Genomic DNA, 17,468 nt, shown 5'->3' on the forward strand with positions numbered 1-17,468 from the left:
CGGGGGCACCCCCTCCGGGGGAGGCACCCCGTGAGCGCCGGGCTGCGCGGACGCCCTCGGCCCGCATCGGCGCCGGGTGCCGGCCGTGGGTGGCCGTGTCCACCCTCCCCCCATTGCCCGAAGGGCACGGGGGGTGCCCCCATCGCCCTGCGGAACGACTGCCCACGACCGCCGGGCCCCTATGCCTTCTCGTCCACCGCCACTCCCATCACCTCGCGGGCGTGGCGGCTCGGGACCATGCCCAGGTGCCAGGCCTGCCAGCCTGCCTCCAGGCTGACGCCTCGCTCGAGGAGGAGCTGGTACGCCTCCACGCAGTCGGCGAGTTTCCCGTCCCGGGAGTCGTGACCGGCCCGGCCCAGCTGGGACAGCTCCTCCTGGGCCACCGCCGTACCGACCTCCGTACCGCCCGGCGCCGCGTACGGCAGCAGCGTGCAGCGCAGGAAGCGCGCCCAGTCCTCGCCGCGCCGGTCGCCGTACGACGCGAACAGGGACACCGCCTCGTCGCACAGCGCCAGCGCCTGCTGCGTGCGCGCGTTGCCCGCGTCGACGACCGCCAGCTCCAGGCAGGTCCACGCCTCGCCGTGCGCCACCCCGATCCGCTGGAAGTCGGCGCGCGCGTCCACCAGCAGCTGCCGGGCGAACCCGGAGTTCCGCAGCGACCCCGTCCGGGCGGCCTGCTGGTCGCGGGTCACCCGTGCCGAGTGGTGCCGGGCACAGGCCAGGCCGTACACGTCCCGCATCCGGGAGAACATCGTGCGGGCGCGTTCCAGCTCACGCACCGCCCGGTCCAGGTCCCCGGTCTCCTCCAGCGCCTGGCCCAGGTAGTACAGCGTCCAGGCCTCGCCCCGCGCGTCCTCGTTGTCCCGGTGCCGGGCGGCGGCCCGGCGCAGGTCCTCCACCGCCGGCGAGGCGTCCCCGTCGACCAGCCGGGCCCGCGCCAGCTCGGTCAGCGCCCACGCCTCACCGCGGGCGTCGCGGGTGCGGCCGTACAGCTCCAGGGCGGTACGCAGCTCGGTCCCGGCGCGCGGGACGTCGCCCCTGCGCAGGTTCAGCTGGCCCAGCTGGAAGTGCGCCCAGGCCTGCCCGTGCACGGACTCGCCCGCGCGGTGCAGCACCAGCGACTCGGTCAGCAGGTCCAGCGCCTCGGACAGCCTGGCCCGGTCCCGTTCGACGGCCGCCAGCGCGTGCATCGTCCAGGCGCGGTCCGTGGCCAGCTCGGGCGCGGCCTGCAGGTCCAGCGACTCCCGCAGCTTCGCCGACGCCTCCGTCAGATTGCCCTGGTGGTGCAGCGTGATGCCGAGCGAGGTCAGCGCCCGCGCGGCACCCGCGTCGTGCTGCGCCTCCCGGTACAGGTCCACCACCGACGTCAGTGTCGTCCGCGCCTTGTCCAGCTCGCCCAGCTGCCGTGCCGCGATGCCCGTGCGCCACTGCACGGAGCGCACCAGCAGCCCCTCGTCCACGGCCTGCGCCAGCTCGTTGATCTCCCCGAGGCGGTACAGGTCGCCGCGCAGCAGGCAGTAGTCGCACAGCGCGCCGAGCAGATTCAGCACCGCCCCCCGGTCCACGCCCTCCGCGTGCCGCAGTGCCGCCGTGATGAAGCTCGACTCGTCGTCGAGCCAGCGCAGCGCCTCGTCCAGCGAGGTGAAGCCGTACGGGCTGAAGCGGTCCGAGCGGGTCGACATGTTGCCGTCGACCAGCCGCAGCACCGAGTCGGCCAGCTCGGCGTAGTTCACGACCAGCCGTTCCTGCGCCGCCGTGCGCTCGGCGGGGTCCTCCTCGTCGAGGAGGCGGGCCAGGGCGAAGGCGCGGACGAGGTCGTGCAGCCGGTAGCGGCTGTGCCGTACCCGGTCGATCAGGCCGGCGCGGTGCAGCGCGACCAGATGCCGGGTGGCCTCCGCCTCGTCGGTGGCCAGGAGCGCGGCCGCGGCTGCGGCGCCCAGGGAGGCCCGGCCGGCCAGGGCGAGCCGCCGCAGCAGCCGCCGCAGGGTCTCCGGCTGGTCGGTGTAACGCAGCCACAGGGCGCGCTCGACCGGCTCGACGGGCCCGTAGGCGTCCAGGTCGGTGGCGAGCGCGAGGGGTGAGCGGGGGCCGAGAGCCGCCCCGGCGACCCGCAGCGCCAGCGGCAGACCCCCGCACAGCTCCCGCACCCGCTCGGCGGAATCGGCGTCGTAGGGCCCGGAGGCGTCCTGCGCGGCGGCGGCGAGGAGTTCCTCCGCGCCGGCCGGGTCCAGCGGTTCCACCGACAGCTGGTGCACCCGGGCCGGCAGATCGTCCGGCAGCCCGAGCGGTGCGCGGGAGGTGACCAGGACGAGGCTGTCGGACCGTTCCGGGATCAGCGTGCGGACCTGCTGCGGGTCGGAGGCGTCGTCCAGCACGATCGTGACCGGCATCCCGGTCAGGTGCTGGTGGTACAGCTCGCTCAGCCGCTTGACCTGCTGGTCGGGGGAGGAGCGCTCACGGAACAGCAGCTGCTCGCGGGGCGCCCCGAGCCGGTTCAGCAGATGCAGCAGCGCGTCCCGGGTGGACAGCGGGGGCTCGCCGGGGCTGTCGCCGCGCAGATCGACGACGCAGGCGCCGCGGAAGTGGTCCTTCAGGTCGTGCGCGGCGCGCACCGCGAGCGTCGTACGGCCGCTGCCGGACGCCCCGTGCAGCACGACCACCGTCGGCTGGGTCTCCGTGGTCGCGCGGGCCGCCTGCACCCACTGCCGGATCCGCGCCATCTCCTGCCGTCGCCCCGCGAACGATCCGAGCGGCTCCGGGAGGTGCCCGAACGACTGCTCCAGCACGCTCCGCCCGCGGGCCGCCGCGCTCTTGTCCGTACCGCGCAGCCGGGGTCCCGCCTGCTTCGGCCCGGTGGACGCGGCCAGCACCCGCTGCTGGTCCAGGAACGGCCGGATCCCCCGTACCTCCAGCGCCGTCAGCCACTGCAGCCGCAGCTGTTCCGGTCCGCCCGGCTGGCTCACCGCACCGGCCCGGTGGTGCGCGGCGGGCACATGCGCACCGGCCACCTTCACCACCGTCGCCGCCGCGCCGACGACCCCGACGGCCACGCCCGCGCCCAGCGCCGTCCCGGTGCCCGTCCCGAGCGCCATGTCGGCGACCACGGCCGCGACCCCCGCCACCCCGGCCACCAGCAGCGGAGTCCCGGCGCCCTCGCGGGCGTAACGCTGCCGGAAGGTGAGCTGCCCGGCCTCCGACTCGTCCAGGGCGCGCGTGTACGCCTCGTACTCCTCGGCCGACGTCTGCGCCATCGCGTCCAGCGCCCCGCGCGCCCGCGCGAGCAGCACCCTGCCGTCGGTGCGCCCGCCCGACCTGCGCACCTCCTCCTCCACGGCCCGCGCCAACAGCCGTTCGGCGTCCGCCCGTTGACTGTCCCGCATGACATGTCCCCCTCCGGCGGCAACTCCCATGCCCACGAGTGTCCTTCGGACGGAGCGTCAGCGCGAGAGGGCGACGATCAGTGGATGAAGCCCGGTGACGTCCGGGCGAGTCGCCCGTTCGTGCGGGAGTCGGACCGGTGGCCGGAGGAACGGTGGCGGTGCGAGCGTCCGCCGGGCTGTCCTGCGACGATTTCCGGTGGGTCGGGCAGGATGGAGGTATGCCGAACCGACTGGCCAATGAAACGTCCCCGTACCTGATCCAGCACGCCGACAATCCCGTCGACTGGTGGCCGTGGTCGGACGGGGCCTTCGCGGAGGCGCGTGAGCGGGATGTGCCCGTTCTGCTGAGCGTCGGCTATTCGAGCTGCCACTGGTGCCACGTGATGGCGCACGAGTCCTTCGAGGACCGGGCCACCGCCGACGACATGAACGCGCACTTCGTCAGCGTCAAGGTGGACCGCGAGGAGCGCCCGGACGTCGACGCCGTCTACATGGAGGCGGTGCAGGCGGCGACCGGGCAGGGCGGCTGGCCCATGACCGTGTTCCTCACCCCGGACGCCGAGCCGTTCTACTTCGGTACGTACTTCCCGCCCGCCCCCCGGCACGGCATGCCGTCGTTCCGGCAGGTGCTCCAGGGCGTCCACCAGGCGTGGGAAGAGCGGCGCGGCGAGGTCGACGAGGTGGCGGGGAAGATCGCCCGGGACCTGGCCGGCCGGGAGATGTCCTACGGCGACGACCAGGTGCCCGGCGAGCAGGAGCTCGCGCAGGCGCTGCTCGGGCTGACCAGGGAGTACGACCCGCAGCGCGGCGGGTTCGGCGGGGCGCCGAAGTTCCCGCCGTCCATGGTGATCGAGTTCCTGCTGCGCCACCACGCCCGCACCGGAGCCGAGGGCGCGCTGCAGATGGCGCGGGACACCTGCGAGCGCATGGCGCGCGGCGGGATCTACGACCAGCTCGGCGGCGGCTTCGCCCGGTACTCCGTCGACCGGGACTGGGTGGTGCCGCACTTCGAGAAGATGCTCTACGACAACGCGCTGCTGTGCCGGGTCTACGCCCACCTGTGGCGGGCCACCGGCTCCGAGCTCGCCCGCCGGGTCGCGCTGGAGACCGCCGATTTCATGGTCCGCGAACTGCGCACGTCCGAGGGCGGTTTCGCCTCCGCGCTGGACGCCGACAGCGAGGAGGTGGTGTCGCCCGAAGGGCGTCATCAGAAGGGTGGCGGGCGACGGGAGGGCGGCACGGGCAGGCACGTCGAGGGCGCCCACTACGTGTGGACGCCGGCGCAGCTGCGCGAGGTCCTCGGGGACGACGACGCGGAACTCGCCGTGCGGTACTTCGGGGTGACCGAGGAGGGCACCTTCGAGGAGGGCGCCTCGGTGCTGCAGCTCCCGCAGCGGGACGAGGTGTTCGACGCCGGACGGATCGACGGCATCAGGGAGCGGCTGCTCGCGGCACGCTCCGCCCGTCCCGCGCCCGGCCGGGACGACAAGGTGGTCGCCGCCTGGAACGGGCTGGCGATCGCCGCGCTCGCCGAGACCGGCGCCTACTTCGACCGGCCGGACCTGACGGAGGCCGCCGTCGCCGCCGGTGACCTGCTGGTCCGGCTGCACCTGGACGACCAGGCCCGTATCGCCCGTACCAGCAAGGACGGCCACGTCGGGGCCAACGCGGGGGTGCTGGAGGACTACGCCGATGTCGCCGAGGGCTTCCTGGCACTGGCGTCGGTGACCGGCGAGGGCGTCTGGCTGGAGTTCGCCGGACTGCTGCTCGACCATGTCCTGGCCCGCTTCACGGACCCCGGGTCGGGCGCCCTGTACGACACGGCGTCCGACGCGGAGCGCCTGATCCGGCGTCCTCAGGACCCGACCGACAACGCCGTCCCGTCCGGCTGGACCGCCGCCGCGGGCGCCCTGCTCGGCTATGCCGCGCACACCGGTTCCGCATCGCACCGCACGGTCGCCGAACGGGCGCTGGGCGTGGTGAAGGCGCTCGGCCCGCGGGTCCCGCGGTTCATCGGGTGGGGGCTCGCGGTCGCCGAGGCCGTGCTGGACGGGCCGCGGGAGGTCGCGGTGGTGGGTCCGGCGCTCGACGACCCGGCCACGAACACCCTGCACCGCACGGCGCTCCTGGGTGCCGCGCCCGGCGTGGTGGTCGCCGTCGGGACCCCGGAGAGCGACGAGTTCCCGCTGCTCGCCGACCGGCCGCTGGTCCGGGGGGAACCGGCCGCCTACGTCTGCCGCAACTTCACCTGCGACGCGCCGACGACCGATCCCGACCGGCTGCGAGCGGCGCTGGGCGGCTGAACCGGCGGCCGTGCCGACCGCCTGCCGCACCCGGACGAGAACCGCGACGGCACGGCCCGCGGCGGGAGTGATCCGACGGTGAGCCGAGCGCCCTCACCGGGGCGCGGGGCCGTATCGCCGTGCGGTCCCGAGGGGCGTCCCCTCAACGGCGCTCCGAGTGGGACGCGACCGCTTGCTCCACGATCGCGACCAGTTGCTCGTGATGCGCGCCCTTCCAGTACGCGCGCCCGCACTCACCGCACTGCGCGAACACGTCGTACGTACGGTGCGTCCCGCCCTTCAACTGGTCGGCGACCTCGTCCTTGGTGGCCCGCCGCAGCAGCCCGTTGCAGGCGGTGCACCGGGTCCACGGCCGCAGCTCGGGCCGGAACCGGTCGAGTACGTACGTGAGCTGTTCCTCGGGCCGCGTGCTGTACACGAACGCGCCGGCCCACAGCTCCCGCCGTCGCAGCAGCCCCCGGTCCCGGCTGAGCATCACCCGCTGCTCCGCCGCCGACCGCGTGGCCAGCGCCGGATCGCCGATGTCCGTCGACTCGTACGCGGTGTCCACGCCCAGCAGCCGCAGCCGGCGCGCGAGCGTGCCGAGGTGCACGTCGAGCAGGAAGCGCAGGGGAGCGCCCGGAACCCGCTGGGGGTGTTCGACGGCGCGTACCGTCACCGACTCGCCCGCGGCCGGCACGTGGCCGGCCGCCACCTCGCGGCCGTCCACGAGCAGCGCGCCGACCTCGGTCAGCGGGACTCCGAGGGACTCGACGACATGGCCGAGGCTGGAGACACCGTCGGTGGCGGCCTTCGTGGCACCGGTGGGCCGCGCCCGGGGGACGAAGAGCAGCAGCTCGGGGGCGAGTTCGACGTGGATCTCGGGACCGTTCACCCGGTCAAGGATGTCATGTCGGGTGTCCGCCGCCCCGGGATTTCGCGGCGGGCAGGTCGGTGCCGGCTCCTACGCGTACTGGGGGGTGTCGTTTGGATCAGGCCGGCTTCAGGCGACGGCGCCGCAGAGGTGCGTGCCGGGCCCCGCGACCCCGGCAAGATCCAAACGACATCTCCTAGTAGGCCACCAGGGAGATGCCGATGTAGTGGGCGATGAAGGCGGCCAGGGTGAGGGAGTGGAAGACCTCGTGGAAGCCGAACCAGCGCGGTGACGGGTTGGGCTTCTTGATGCCGTAGATCACCCCGCCCGCGCTGTAGAGCAGACCGCCCACGATCACCAGGACGAGTACGGCGACGCCGCCCGAGCGCATGAAGTCCGGCAGGAAGAAGACGGCCGCCCAGCCCATCGCGATGTAGCAGGGCGTGTAGAGCCAGCGCGGCGCGCCGACCCAGAAGACCCGGAAGGCGATCCCGGCCACCGCCGCTCCCCAGATGCCCCACAGCAGCCACCGCCCCTTGGACTCCGGCAGCAGCAGGATGGTCAGCGGCGTGTAGGTGCCCGCGATGATCAGGAAGATGTTGGCGTGGTCGAGGCGGCGCAGCACCCCGTCCATGCGGGGGCTCCAGTCGCCCCGGTGGTACAGCGCGCTCACGCCGAACAGCAGGCAGGCCGTCAGGGCGAAGACCCCGCAGGCCAGGCGCCCCCGGGCCGAGTCGGCGAAGGCGGTCAGCACCAGCCCGGCGACCAGGGCGGCGGGGAACATGCCGAGATGCAGCCAGCCGCGGAGCTTGGGCTTGACCGGGTGCGGCAGGGAGGTCGCGACCGGACCTCGGCCGTCGGCCGCCGGGTCCTCGGGCGCGTCGGGGACGAGCGCAGTCATGTCCGACATCGTACCTACTGAACCGTAAGTTATGCATCGGGGTGTCGGATCGGCCCGCGCGAAGTGGCCATCATCCCACGGCATCCCATCTCACGGCACCCCGCCGCGTCGTCACGCAAAGAAACCTCCATGTGAACCCAACGTGCGCGCAAAGTGCCACGAGAAACCGTGGCCATCGTCACGTTGCTCACCTGTGCGGCCCTCTGGACAGATGGGCGCTCTCGTCGGATGATCAAATGAGTGCGGTCGGCACCGGATGAGCGCCCAAGGCTCCACCGTGAAGCATCCGGGTCGCAGCCCCCACGGGGCCTCCCAACAAAAAACCCCTCATTTAGGAGCAATCGTGGCGCGCGACATCGCGGCTCCCAGCGTCCTCACCACCCACCGGGGACTGATCTCCTGGGTCAACGAGATCGCAGACCTGACGCAGCCGGACCGGGTGGTCTGGTGCGACGGCTCGGAGACCGAGTACGAACGCCTGTGCGGCGAGCTCGTCGCCAAGGGCACCTTCCGAAAACTCGACCCGATCAAGCGCCCCAACTCCTACTACGCGGCCTCCGACCCCACCGACGTCGCCCGCGTCGAGGACCGGACCTTCATCTGCTCCGAGAAGGAGGAGGACGCCGGCCCCACCAACCACTGGAAGGCCCCCGCCGAGATGCGGGACGTCTTCCGGGGCGAGAAGGGCGTCTTCCGCGGCTCGATGAAGGGCCGCACCATGTACGTCGTGCCCTTCTGCATGGGCCCGCTCGGCTCGCCGCTGTCCGCCATCGGCGTCGAGATCACCGACTCGGCGTACGTCGCCGTCTCCATGCGCACCATGACCCGGATGGGTCAGCCGGTCCTGGACGAGCTCGGCTCCGACGGCTTCTTCGTCAAGGCCGTGCACTCGGTCGGCGCCCCGCTGGAGCCCGGCCAGGAGGACGTCCCCTGGCCCTGCAACAGCACCAAGTACATCTCCCACTTCCCCGAGGACCGCGAGATCTGGTCCTACGGCTCCGGCTACGGCGGCAACGCCCTGCTCGGCAAGAAGTGCTACGCCCTGCGCATCGCCTCCGTCATGGCCCGTGACGAGGGCTGGCTGGCCGAGCACATGCTGATCCTCAAGCTGACCCCGCCGCAGGGCGAGTCCAAGTACGTCGCCGCCGCCTTCCCGTCCGCCTGCGGCAAGACCAACCTCGCCATGCTGGAGCCCACGACCTCCGGCTGGACGGTCGAGACGATCGGCGACGACATCGCCTGGATGCGCTTCGGCGAGGACGGCCGCCTGTACGCCATCAACCCCGAGGCCGGCTTCTTCGGCGTCGCCCCCGGCACCGGCGAGCACACCAACGCCAACGCCATGAAGACCCTCTGGGGCAACTCCGTCTTCACCAACGTCGCCCTCACCGACGACAACGACGTGTGGTGGGAGGGCATGACCGAGGAGACCCCGGCCCACCTCACCGACTGGAAGGGCAACGACTGGACCCCGGGGTCCGGTACGCCCGCCGCCCACCCCAACGCCCGCTTCACCACCCCCGCCGCGCAGTGCCCGATCATCGCGCCGGAGTGGGAGGACCCCAAGGGCGTGCCGATCTCCGCGATCCTCTTCGGCGGGCGCCGCGCCAGCGCCGTACCGCTGGTGACGGAGTCCTTCGACTGGAACCACGGCGTCTTCCTCGGCGCCAACGTGGCCTCCGAGAAGACCGCCGCCGCCGAGGGCAAGGTCGGCGAGCTGCGCCGTGACCCGTTCGCCATGCTGCCGTTCTGCGGCTACAACATGGGCGACTACATGGCGCACTGGATCGACGTGGCCAAGGACAAGGACCAGTCCAAGCTGCCGAAGATCTACTACGTCAACTGGTTCCGCAAGAACGACGACGGCAAGTTCGTCTGGCCCGGCTTCGGCGAGAACTCCCGCGTCCTGAAGTGGATCGTGGAGCGCCTGGACGGCCACGCGGAGGGCGTCGAGACCCCGATCGGCGTGCTCCCGGCCAAGGCCGCGCTGGACACCGAAGGACTGGACCTCTCCGACGCCGACCTGGACTTCCTGCTCACCGTCGACAAGGACGTGTGGCGCGAGGAGGCCGCCCTGGTCCCCGACCACCTCAACACCTTCGGCGACCACACGCCCAAGGAGCTGTGGGACCAGTACCACGCGCTGGTGAAGCGCCTGGGCTGACGCCCGCACGGACCCCGCGGCCGGTCGGGATGGGGATGCCCTGACCAGCGATCGTCACGCCACGACCGGCCGCGGAACACACCGGCGAGGCCCGCACAACGGCGTGCGGGACCACGGGCCTGTCGTCGCCCCCTCCAGCCCGCCCCGGCGGAGGGACGACGGCAGGCCCTCGCCCATGCCGGGCTCACGGGGCCCGGTCCTCACCATCACGGCCCCGGCCTGGACGTCGTTCGTCGCGTCACTCAAGTAACCCGGACCGGCTTCCCCCGTTCTTGGAGGCGCACCTCCGAAACCGGGAGGTCCCCATGGCCCGGCCCGCGTCACGCGGCCTGCCGGGACCACCGGACATGTCCGACCGGGAGCGGGAAGGGAGCGGACCGACCGCTTCCGCGACCGCTGAAGACACGGGCCCCGGCTCGGAGCGGTGCCGGGGCGCAGCGGGATCGTAGTGCTCCACGCACTTCCCGCATTGCCAAGACCCGTGTGGTTCAGCAGACTTACTGAACCATGAGGGCAACACGGGGGGCGTATCGCGGTTCCATGTGGGGTGTCCTGGCCGTCGTCTTCCTGGCGGGTGCGGCCGGACTCTTCGTCTTCCGGGACACCGCGCCGCTGCGCGACAGCCCACTGGCCGACATCCTCGCGACCGCGCTTGCCGCGGCGGCCGTCGGTCTCACCCTGTACGGGCTGGGTTTCACGGTCAGGGCCGAGCGGTCGGATCGCGCACGCCAAATGGCCGAGTTCAAAAGCGAGGTGGACCGGCGTCTCATGGCCGCTCCACGCGGCTACTTCCCGGGCTCCGACAACGTGATCCCCGTCGGTTTCAAGGACTCCGCCGATCCCGGGACCACGGTGTCGGATCCGCTGGGTGACTACTTCACCTCGTCACGATGCAAGGACCGCCTGGTCATCCTCGGCGGCCCGGGCTCCGGAAAGACGGTCGCCGCGACCCAGCTGATGGCCCGTCTGCTGGACGGCTGGCAGGACGGCGATCCGGTGCCCGTACGCATTCCGCTGTCCACCTGGAACACCGAACTCGGTCTGGTCGACTGGCTGTCCGGCTACCTGAAGGAAAGAGGCCTGGTCCGCTCCAGGACCGTGGCCCGCCGACTCCTCGAGGAACGTCTCGTCCTGCCCATCCTCGACGGTCTCGACGAGATGGACCCGCCCGGCGTGGCGCCCGCGAAGACCCGTGCGCTGAAGGCCCTGCGACGGCTCAACCGCGAGTACGACGGCCGGACGGGCCGGGCGCCGCTCGTGGTGCTCTGCCGAGCCGACCGCTACAACGCCCTGAAGTCGAAGGAGAGGCTCGAACACGCCACCGTCGTCACCCTCCAGCCGCTCTCCAGTGACCAGCAGCTCGCGTTCCTGGGCAGGAGCGGCCGGGACGAGACGGGGGAGTGGCTGCCCGAATGGCGACGGCTCGCCGAGGCCCTCACCTGGACCGGCACCCCGCGCGGGCTGGCCCGGGTCCTCGACACCCCGTGGCGGATGGCCCTGCTGACCACGGCGTACACCGAGAAAGACGAACAGGACGGCCGCAGGCTGCGCAACCCCGAAGCACTCCTGGCGATGCCGTTGGGCGCCGTACCGGCCCACCTGCTCGGCCTGTACACCCACGCCGCCGCGTCGACGTACAGCCGACAGCCGGATGCCGGCCGCCGACGGGACCTCGCGAAGGTCGAGGAGTGGCTGACCACCCTGGCCAGGCATCTGCGGGACGACCACCGGCCGGACGAGTCGGACGGCACCCCGCGCCCCCGTGACGAGGTGGTCTCCGACACGGATCTCGTGCTGCACCGGCTGTGGCGGATGGAGCGCGAATCCGGGATGCACTATGCCGAGCTCGCGCTGCTGACCTTGCCGTTCGTCATCTCGATCAACCTGGCCGAACGGCTCGGCCTCACGCCTTGGGAGAGCCTCCCGTACCCGCGCCTCTTCGCCGCCTTCGGCCTGCTGTTCCTGATGCAGACGGTGCTGCCCGTGGCACTGGAGAACACCCGGCGGCAGCCTGTTCCACGTCACCTCGACTGGCGGCTGCTGGGAGAGCCGAAGATGATCGGCCTGAACGTGATGTACACCACCGGTTGGGTGCTGTTCCTGGTGGACCGGGGCCTCAGTCCGTCGCTGTTCGCGCTGGTCCTGGTCGCGAACGTCCTGTCGTTCGTGACCTCACAGGCCGTCTGGAGTACGGGCGACCACCCGCAGGCCGCCCTGACCGATCCACGCGACCCGCTGCGTGCGGAGCTGCGCTACGCGTTCTTCTGGGCGGCCGTCATTTCCCTGTGGGTCGGCTCGCTGATCGCCCAGTGGACGGAGAGCGTCCTCGGCTTCGCCTACGGCGCGATCCTCGCCGCCCTCCCCGCCTTCACCCTCGCGGCGAAGGCCTGGCGCCGCTACGTCCTCTTCAAGTTCCTCGCGGGCCGCCGACTCCCCGCAGGACTCGGCGGCTTCCTCGAATGGTGCGTCGAAGCGGGCATCCTGCGCGTCGAGGGCTTCGCCTACCAGTTCCGCCACCGCGAACTGCAGGAGTGGCTGGCGGCCCGGCCGTGAGGCCGTGTCTCCACCCACGGAGCGCGGAGGGCGCCCCGAGCGCCCTCCCCGGTCAACCGCCGACGAGGGCTGCCCCCACGCATGGGACACGCCCGGGGGCATGAACCCCGAGGAAATCCGGACGTGCCGGTGTACGCTCCCGATCTTGCGCTACCCGAACGGCTGTTCCCCGTTCCACGGGTAGGGGCGGCCTTTTGTACGGGTCGCCGACACAGCCTGGGGCACAGTCGAATACAGCTCGACGTTCCGGAGGGTGGTGGCCGCCCGCAGGGTGCGCGGCCGGTACTGGGCCGCCGCCGGCCGGCACAGATCCCGGACGGTCGCGGTGGCCACACCACGGCCGGCAGCACACTGGGCGACCCGGTAGCCGAGTTCCGCGGTGTGGTCTTCGATGCCGACCGGATCGAGTCTGCCGAGGACCGAGCCGTCCTCGGCGACGAGCACGTGGAAGGCGCAGATGCCGGCTGCCTGTTCGGCCGGCAAGGCGTCGAATGAACACGGAGCGAAGAACATCGCCTCCGGCCGTCACCGCAATGCGCGTGACGCCCGCCGGCCCCTCACGCTCCTCGGCCTCGCCCGAGCACGAAGTGGACGTCACTCGACTGCGCCGAAGCCCTGTCGGCCGGCTTGCCCGGCATGACGGACTTCGATGCACTGGAACGCGTCAACGGGGCCTCGCTCCCGGCGTGCTGCGGATCTGGACGATCCACACGCTGGAACCGGGCCCCGTTGTCCTGTCCCGGCCTTCACCTCTCCGGCGGCAACTCGGGCATCGGTCCGAGCACTCCTGCCGCTCTCCGGATTCGCGAACGGTTCTCAGGGGTCGACCGGGTCCGGCGCATGCGTTCTCGGGGTTCTCCCAGGCCGGGACCGAGAGGTGACGCCGCCTCAGATGGTCGGGGTGTCGTCAACAACCGGCCTGTGAATCTCAATGACCGGCTTCCACCCCGCGGAGAACTCGATGAAGTCCGCACGGGTGGGGTAGGTGTCGATCGCGCGTCGGTCACGCTTGGGGCTGTCGCTCCCCTTGCGCCCCCGGGGGATCTGCTCCTCGAAGATGTCGACCTTCACGTCGGGAACCTCCTTGAGGCCCTGGCGCCAGATCTGCACGATGTCGGCGCCGAACGCCTGTCGGGCCGCAGCGTAAAGGGCCGTGAGGGCCCCCCTGTCCCCGCCAGGGACGAAAAGTGCCAGGTCCAGCACGACACCGGCGGACTGGAGGACCTCGATGGTCACCGAGCCGTTCTCGTCGGCCAGGTAGATTCCGGCTTCATTCTCGTCGTCGGGAAGGCAGGAGACCTCTTCCTGGAATACGGTTCTCGCCGTGATCGAGCCGCCCTCGAAATTCTCACCGGACTTGGTCAGAAAAGCAGGGACATAGCAGTCGGGAAGCTTGAGTTCTGCCGTGTCGGCGGAAACGAAGAGCTTGTCCTTCACGCCGAGCTTCGTCACCTCTTCCAGCGAGAGGCGGCGAGCGGCGATCTTCTCCGTGTTCACGATTTCCCTTTCAGGTTGCACTGTCCCTCCGAACAAGGACGCTACCACGAAACCTTGAGGTCAACTGCCCTGTAATCTTTGGGTAAATGGCCTCCGATGACCTGCACGGGAGGATACCGAAGCGAGTGCCACTCGGTTGGGAACGCGCATCCGTCAGGCAGTGTCCCTCGTCATGGTGTTGGGGATCAACTGGCGGTTGCATTTCGGTGCGATGGGTGGCGCGTAGGAACCAAAAGAGAGTTTACGGTAGATATCGCTCATATCGCCTTCGGGGAGGTGGCGGCGAGGTAAGGCGGTCCATTCGTCGTGCATCTCGAAGAGCGCAGCGGAAACCAACCGGAAGTCGCGTACCGCCGCGCCCTCTTCGGCCAGGACTTCGGCGTGGTCGGCTGACGCCCGGTTGCCGGCGTCCCGTCATGCCGGGCGGGGTTCGGTACGCGGCAGGCACGGACGCCCCGGACCGGGCGGTCGGAGCCTGGCTCGCGGACCGGGGGACCGGGGGACAAGGACTGCGAGGGCTCGCGGTCGACGGGAAGTCGCTGCGGGGTGCGGCCCGCGCGACGGGACGGAAGATCCACCTCCTGGCCGCCTGCGGCCACGTGAACGCACTGGTCCCGGCCCGGATGGACGTCGGTGAGAAGACCGACGGGATCACCGCAGGACCGGGAAGATCGGTCCCAGGACCGTCTGCGCGGTCACCGGCCTCACCGTCGAGCAGGCCGGCTCGGCTCGCCCGACTGATCCGAGGGCACTGGATCGTCGAGGCCCTGCACCACGTCAGGGACGTCACCTTCGCCGAGGACGCCTCCCGGCTGCGGACCGGAAACACCCCCAGAGCGATGGCCGCCCGCAGGAACCTCGCGATCGGAGCTCTCCGCCCGGCCGGCGCCCGCAACATCGCCTCCGGCCTCCGACGGGCAGCCCGGGGCCGAACCGGGCCCCTTGCCCTTCTCGGCCTCGCGTGATCAGAACGGACGACATCGAACCATGCCGAAGCCCTGCAGGCGCAGCCACCCCTCGGCCGTCGGTGGACAGGTGGTGCCCCCGGCGAATTTCAGCCCAGGCGTCGGCGCGGTGAAGTCCCGCAGAATCGGATCCGGTGCCGTCGGCGCTGTGCGGTCCTGTCTCGTCAGCGACCGCGACTTCCGTCGCGCTGTCCCGACGATCTCGCGCTCCCGCATGATTCGCGCGACACGTTTGCGGTTCACCACGTGCCCCTGGTCCCGGAGTTCGCGGGTGATTCGCAGGGCACCGCAGGCTCCCCGCGAATCGGTGTGGATCTCCCGGATGCGGCGGGCCGGATCCTCTTCCGATTCGGCCTTCTCCTGCCGTGCCTCCTTGTTCTGGTGCCATGTTCAGTAGCCGGAGCGGTCCCAGCCGAGAACGTCGCACATCCGCTTTACCTTGTGGGCGGTCCGGTGCTCGTCGACGAAACGGAAGCGGATCACCGTGTCGTCTCCCGCGCGAAACAGGCGGCGGCTTTCCGGAGGGTCTCGTTCTCCTCCTTCGACCGGGCGTTCTTCCGCCTTGCCGCCTTGGATCACTTCCCCTGGATGACGGAACGTCCAGCGTCCAGGTGTCGGAATCTCGGGGGTCACTCCGGACGGCACGGCCACCGTCGTCCGGGACGCCGAACTGCCCTGGAAGCGCACCGTCCAGGTGCCGCTCGGCAAGACCCCGCCGCGGCCGTCGTTCTCGGGGAAGAAGGGCGGGCGGGTGTCCTGCACGCTCGCGATCCGCGGCAAACGCGTCCAGCGGGCCACGGCCACGGGGGAGTCGGGGCGCACCACCTGCGCGGGCGAGCTGCCCGCCGGCGGAAGCCGATCGTGACGGCTGGGACGGCGACAAGCTGATGGCGCCCGGTCCGCGCGTCGCTGCGGGTGCACGCGGACCGGGGCCGTTCGGGGGAGCCCTCGCGGGGGCTCAGCGGGAGGACGTGAGGGTGCGCGGCTCCAGGGCCGCGGTGTGCGCGTCCATCCGCTCGGCGGCGAGGATCGCCGCCGCCGTGTCGGCGCGGGAGGCGGCGACGACCAGGGTGCGGCCGGCGAGCGCGTGCGCCCGCCGGTGCAGGGCCGCCGCGTCAGGCTCGCGGCCCCTCGTGGTCGCCGACGCGCGGGCCGGCGTACGTCCTCCCCGCAGGCGGGTGATCTGCTCGGCGAGCCGCTCGGCCGCGGTGTCCAGATCGGCCGAGGGGGCCGCCACGCGCAGTTCGTCGGTGACGGCGAGCAGCGCGGCGAGATGCCCCGCGAGCTGGATGTCCAGCTCTTCCTCGCGGGAGCGGTGGGGGAAGTCGTGGGGAGTGCCGGCCATCGTGCTGTGGACCGACTTGGCACGGATCGGTTCGTACATGGATGGCCTCCTGTGGTGCAACAGGAAGCCATCCTAGCTTAGATCCAGTCTAAAGTTGAGTCGTTCATAAGAAGGCCGTCCGCGAGAAGGCCTCAGGGCTGTCCGTAACCGTCCAGGAAGCGGCCGATCCGCCCCACCGCGTCCCGCAGGTCGGTGACCGAGGGGAGGGTGACCACCCGGAAGTGGTCCGGCTCCGGCCAGTTGAAGCCGGTGCCCTGGACGACCATGATCTTCTCGCGGCGCAGCAGGTCCAGGACCATCCGCCGGTCGTCCTTGATCTTGAAGACGTCGGGGTCGAGGCGCGGGAAGAGGTAGAGCGCCCCCTTCGGCTTCACGCAGCTCACGCCCGGGATCTGGGTCAGCAGCTCGTACGCCGTGTCCCGCTGCTCGCGCAGCCGCCCGCCCGGCAGGACGAGCTCGTTGATCGTCTGGCGTCCGCTGAGCGCCGCGACCACCCCGTGCTGGCCCGGCATGTTCGCGCACAGGCGCATGTTCGCCAGGACCGTCAGGCCCTCGATGTAGGAGTCGGCGTGGGCGCGCGGTCCCGAGATCGACATCCAGCCCACCCGGTAGCCGGCCACCCGGTACGCCTTCGACATGCCGTTGAAGGTCAGGGTGAGCAGATCGGGGGCGACGGAGGCGGTCGGGATGTGCTCGGCGTCGTCGTAGAGGATCTTGTCGTAGATCTCGTCCGAGCAGACCAGCAGGTTGTGGCGGCGGGCGATGTCGGTCAGGCCCTTGACGACGGCCTCGTCGTAGACCGCGCCGGTCGGGTTGTTCGGGTTGATGATGACGATCGCCTTGGTGCGGTCGGTGACCTTGCGCTCCACGTCGGCGAGGTCCGGCATCCAGTCCGACTGCTCGTCGCAGCGGTAGTGCACCGCCGTGCCGCCGGAGAGCGAGACGGCCGCCGTCCACAGCGGGTAGTCGGGCGCGGGGACGAGCACCTCGTCGCCGTCGTCCAGCAGCCCCTGCATCGCCATCACGATCAGCTCGGACACGCCGTTGCCGATGAAGACGTGCTCGACGTCGGTCTCGATGCCGAGGGTCTGGTTGTGCATGACCACCGCCCGGCGCGCGGCCAGCAGGCCCTTGGCGTCGCCGTAGCCGTGCGCCGTCGACATGTTGCGGAGGATGTCCTCCAGGATCTCGGGCGGACACTCGAAGCCGAACGCCGCCGGGTTGCCGGTGTTCAGCTTGAGGATGCGGTGACCGGCCGCTTCCAGCCGCATCGCCTCCTCGAGCACCGGGCCCCGGATCTCGTAACAGACGTTGGCGAGCTTGGTCGACTGGATCACCTGCATGCTGGGAGCTTACGGGCCGGTATGGCCCTTCGGGCCGTGTTTTCCGCCACGTGAGACGCGTCGTTTCGGGTGGTTATGTCCGGGCGGCCGTGTGCCTCCACCACCTTCACACCGACCCTCCCCTCCCCGACCCCCTCTTTCTCCTCGGGTCCGGGCGAACCTGA

The 17,468-nt window shown here is 71.3% G+C and carries 11 protein-coding genes and 1 pseudogene; 3 read left to right on the plus strand and 9 right to left on the minus strand.

Annotation, left to right across the window (positions count from 1 at the left end):
- Positions 1 to 179: 179 nt before the first annotated feature.
- Positions 180 to 3,380 (minus strand): tetratricopeptide repeat protein, encoded by a 3,201-nt coding sequence (locus ACH4VX_RS02870; protein WP_398365474.1) that lies wholly within the window; start codon positions 3,378 to 3,380, stop codon positions 180 to 182.
- A gap of 218 nt (positions 3,381 to 3,598) precedes the next feature.
- Here ACH4VX_RS02870 and ACH4VX_RS02875 point away from each other — a divergent pair, with 218 nt between their 5' ends.
- Positions 3,599 to 5,683, plus strand: a complete 2,085-nt coding sequence (locus tag ACH4VX_RS02875; protein ID WP_398365475.1) for a thioredoxin domain-containing protein — start codon at positions 3,599 to 3,601, stop codon at positions 5,681 to 5,683.
- A gap of 142 nt (positions 5,684 to 5,825) precedes the next feature.
- Here ACH4VX_RS02875 and ACH4VX_RS02880 read toward each other — a convergent pair whose 3' ends face one another.
- Entirely contained in the window at positions 5,826 to 6,557 is a 732-nt protein-coding gene (locus ACH4VX_RS02880) for a Mut7-C RNAse domain-containing protein (protein ID WP_398365477.1), read from the minus strand.
- Positions 6,558 to 6,732: 175 nt separating this feature from the next.
- The gene (locus ACH4VX_RS02885; protein ID WP_398365479.1) at positions 6,733 to 7,437 is read right to left on the minus strand and encodes a hemolysin III family protein; all 705 of its coding nucleotides are present in this window, start codon (positions 7,435 to 7,437) and stop codon (positions 6,733 to 6,735) included.
- A 343-nt stretch (positions 7,438 to 7,780) separates the two neighbouring features.
- On the opposite strand from ACH4VX_RS02885, the gene ACH4VX_RS02890 reads away from it, so the two are divergent.
- On the plus strand, positions 7,781 to 9,601 hold the full coding sequence (locus tag ACH4VX_RS02890) for a phosphoenolpyruvate carboxykinase (GTP) (protein WP_398365481.1): 1,821 nt from the start codon (positions 7,781 to 7,783) through the stop codon (positions 9,599 to 9,601).
- Between the two features lie 507 nt (positions 9,602 to 10,108).
- Entirely contained in the window at positions 10,109 to 12,154 is a 2,046-nt protein-coding gene (locus ACH4VX_RS02895; protein ID WP_398365483.1) for an NACHT domain-containing protein, read from the plus strand.
- A 240-nt stretch (positions 12,155 to 12,394) separates the two neighbouring features.
- On the opposite strand, the pseudogene ACH4VX_RS02900 reads toward ACH4VX_RS02895, so the two are convergent.
- From ACH4VX_RS02900 to ACH4VX_RS02925, 6 genes and pseudogenes are all read right to left on the minus strand, one after another.
- Positions 12,395 to 12,646 (minus strand): annotated as a pseudogene (locus ACH4VX_RS02900) (GNAT family N-acetyltransferase); the annotation flags it as partial.
- A gap of 396 nt (positions 12,647 to 13,042) precedes the next feature.
- Complete coding sequence (locus ACH4VX_RS02905; RefSeq protein WP_398365485.1) at positions 13,043 to 13,651, minus strand: hypothetical protein; 609 nt, start codon at positions 13,649 to 13,651, stop codon at positions 13,043 to 13,045.
- A gap of 965 nt (positions 13,652 to 14,616) precedes the next feature.
- On the minus strand, positions 14,617 to 14,940 hold the full coding sequence (locus tag ACH4VX_RS02910) for an IS3 family transposase (RefSeq protein WP_398365927.1): 324 nt from the start codon (positions 14,938 to 14,940) through the stop codon (positions 14,617 to 14,619).
- 66 nt (positions 14,941 to 15,006) lie between these two features.
- The gene (locus ACH4VX_RS02915) at positions 15,007 to 15,378 is read right to left on the minus strand and encodes a hypothetical protein (protein WP_398365487.1); all 372 of its coding nucleotides are present in this window, start codon (positions 15,376 to 15,378) and stop codon (positions 15,007 to 15,009) included.
- A 196-nt stretch (positions 15,379 to 15,574) separates the two neighbouring features.
- Positions 15,575 to 16,000 (minus strand): hypothetical protein, encoded by a 426-nt coding sequence (locus ACH4VX_RS02920; protein ID WP_398365489.1) that lies wholly within the window; start codon positions 15,998 to 16,000, stop codon positions 15,575 to 15,577.
- A 92-nt stretch (positions 16,001 to 16,092) separates the two neighbouring features.
- Positions 16,093 to 17,304, minus strand: coding sequence for a pyridoxal phosphate-dependent aminotransferase (locus ACH4VX_RS02925; protein ID WP_398365491.1), 1,212 nt, complete (start codon positions 17,302 to 17,304; stop codon positions 16,093 to 16,095).
- Positions 17,305 to 17,468: the final 164 nt, after the last annotated feature.

The sequence above is a fragment of the Streptomyces sp. NPDC020731 genome, assembly GCF_044334705.1.
Classification (GTDB): Bacteria; Actinomycetota; Actinomycetes; order Streptomycetales; family Streptomycetaceae; genus Streptomyces.

Excerpts from the sequence above, each read along its gene's own strand:
- ACH4VX_RS02870 (WP_398365474.1), bottom strand. The coding sequence starts at position 3,380 with ATGCGGGACAGTCAACGGGCGGACGCCGAACGGCTGTTGGCGCGGGCC.
- ACH4VX_RS02875 (WP_398365475.1), top strand. The coding sequence starts at position 3,599 with ATGCCGAACCGACTGGCCAATGAAACGTCCCCGTACCTGATCCAGCAC.
- ACH4VX_RS02885 (WP_398365479.1), bottom strand. The coding sequence starts at position 7,437 with ATGACTGCGCTCGTCCCCGACGCGCCCGAGGACCCGGCGGCCGACGGC.
- ACH4VX_RS02895 (WP_398365483.1), top strand. The coding sequence starts at position 10,109 with ATGAGGGCAACACGGGGGGCGTATCGCGGTTCCATGTGGGGTGTCCTG.
- ACH4VX_RS02920 (WP_398365489.1), bottom strand. The coding sequence starts at position 16,000 with ATGTACGAACCGATCCGTGCCAAGTCGGTCCACAGCACGATGGCCGGC.
- ACH4VX_RS02925 (WP_398365491.1), bottom strand. The coding sequence starts at position 17,304 with ATGCAGGTGATCCAGTCGACCAAGCTCGCCAACGTCTGTTACGAGATC.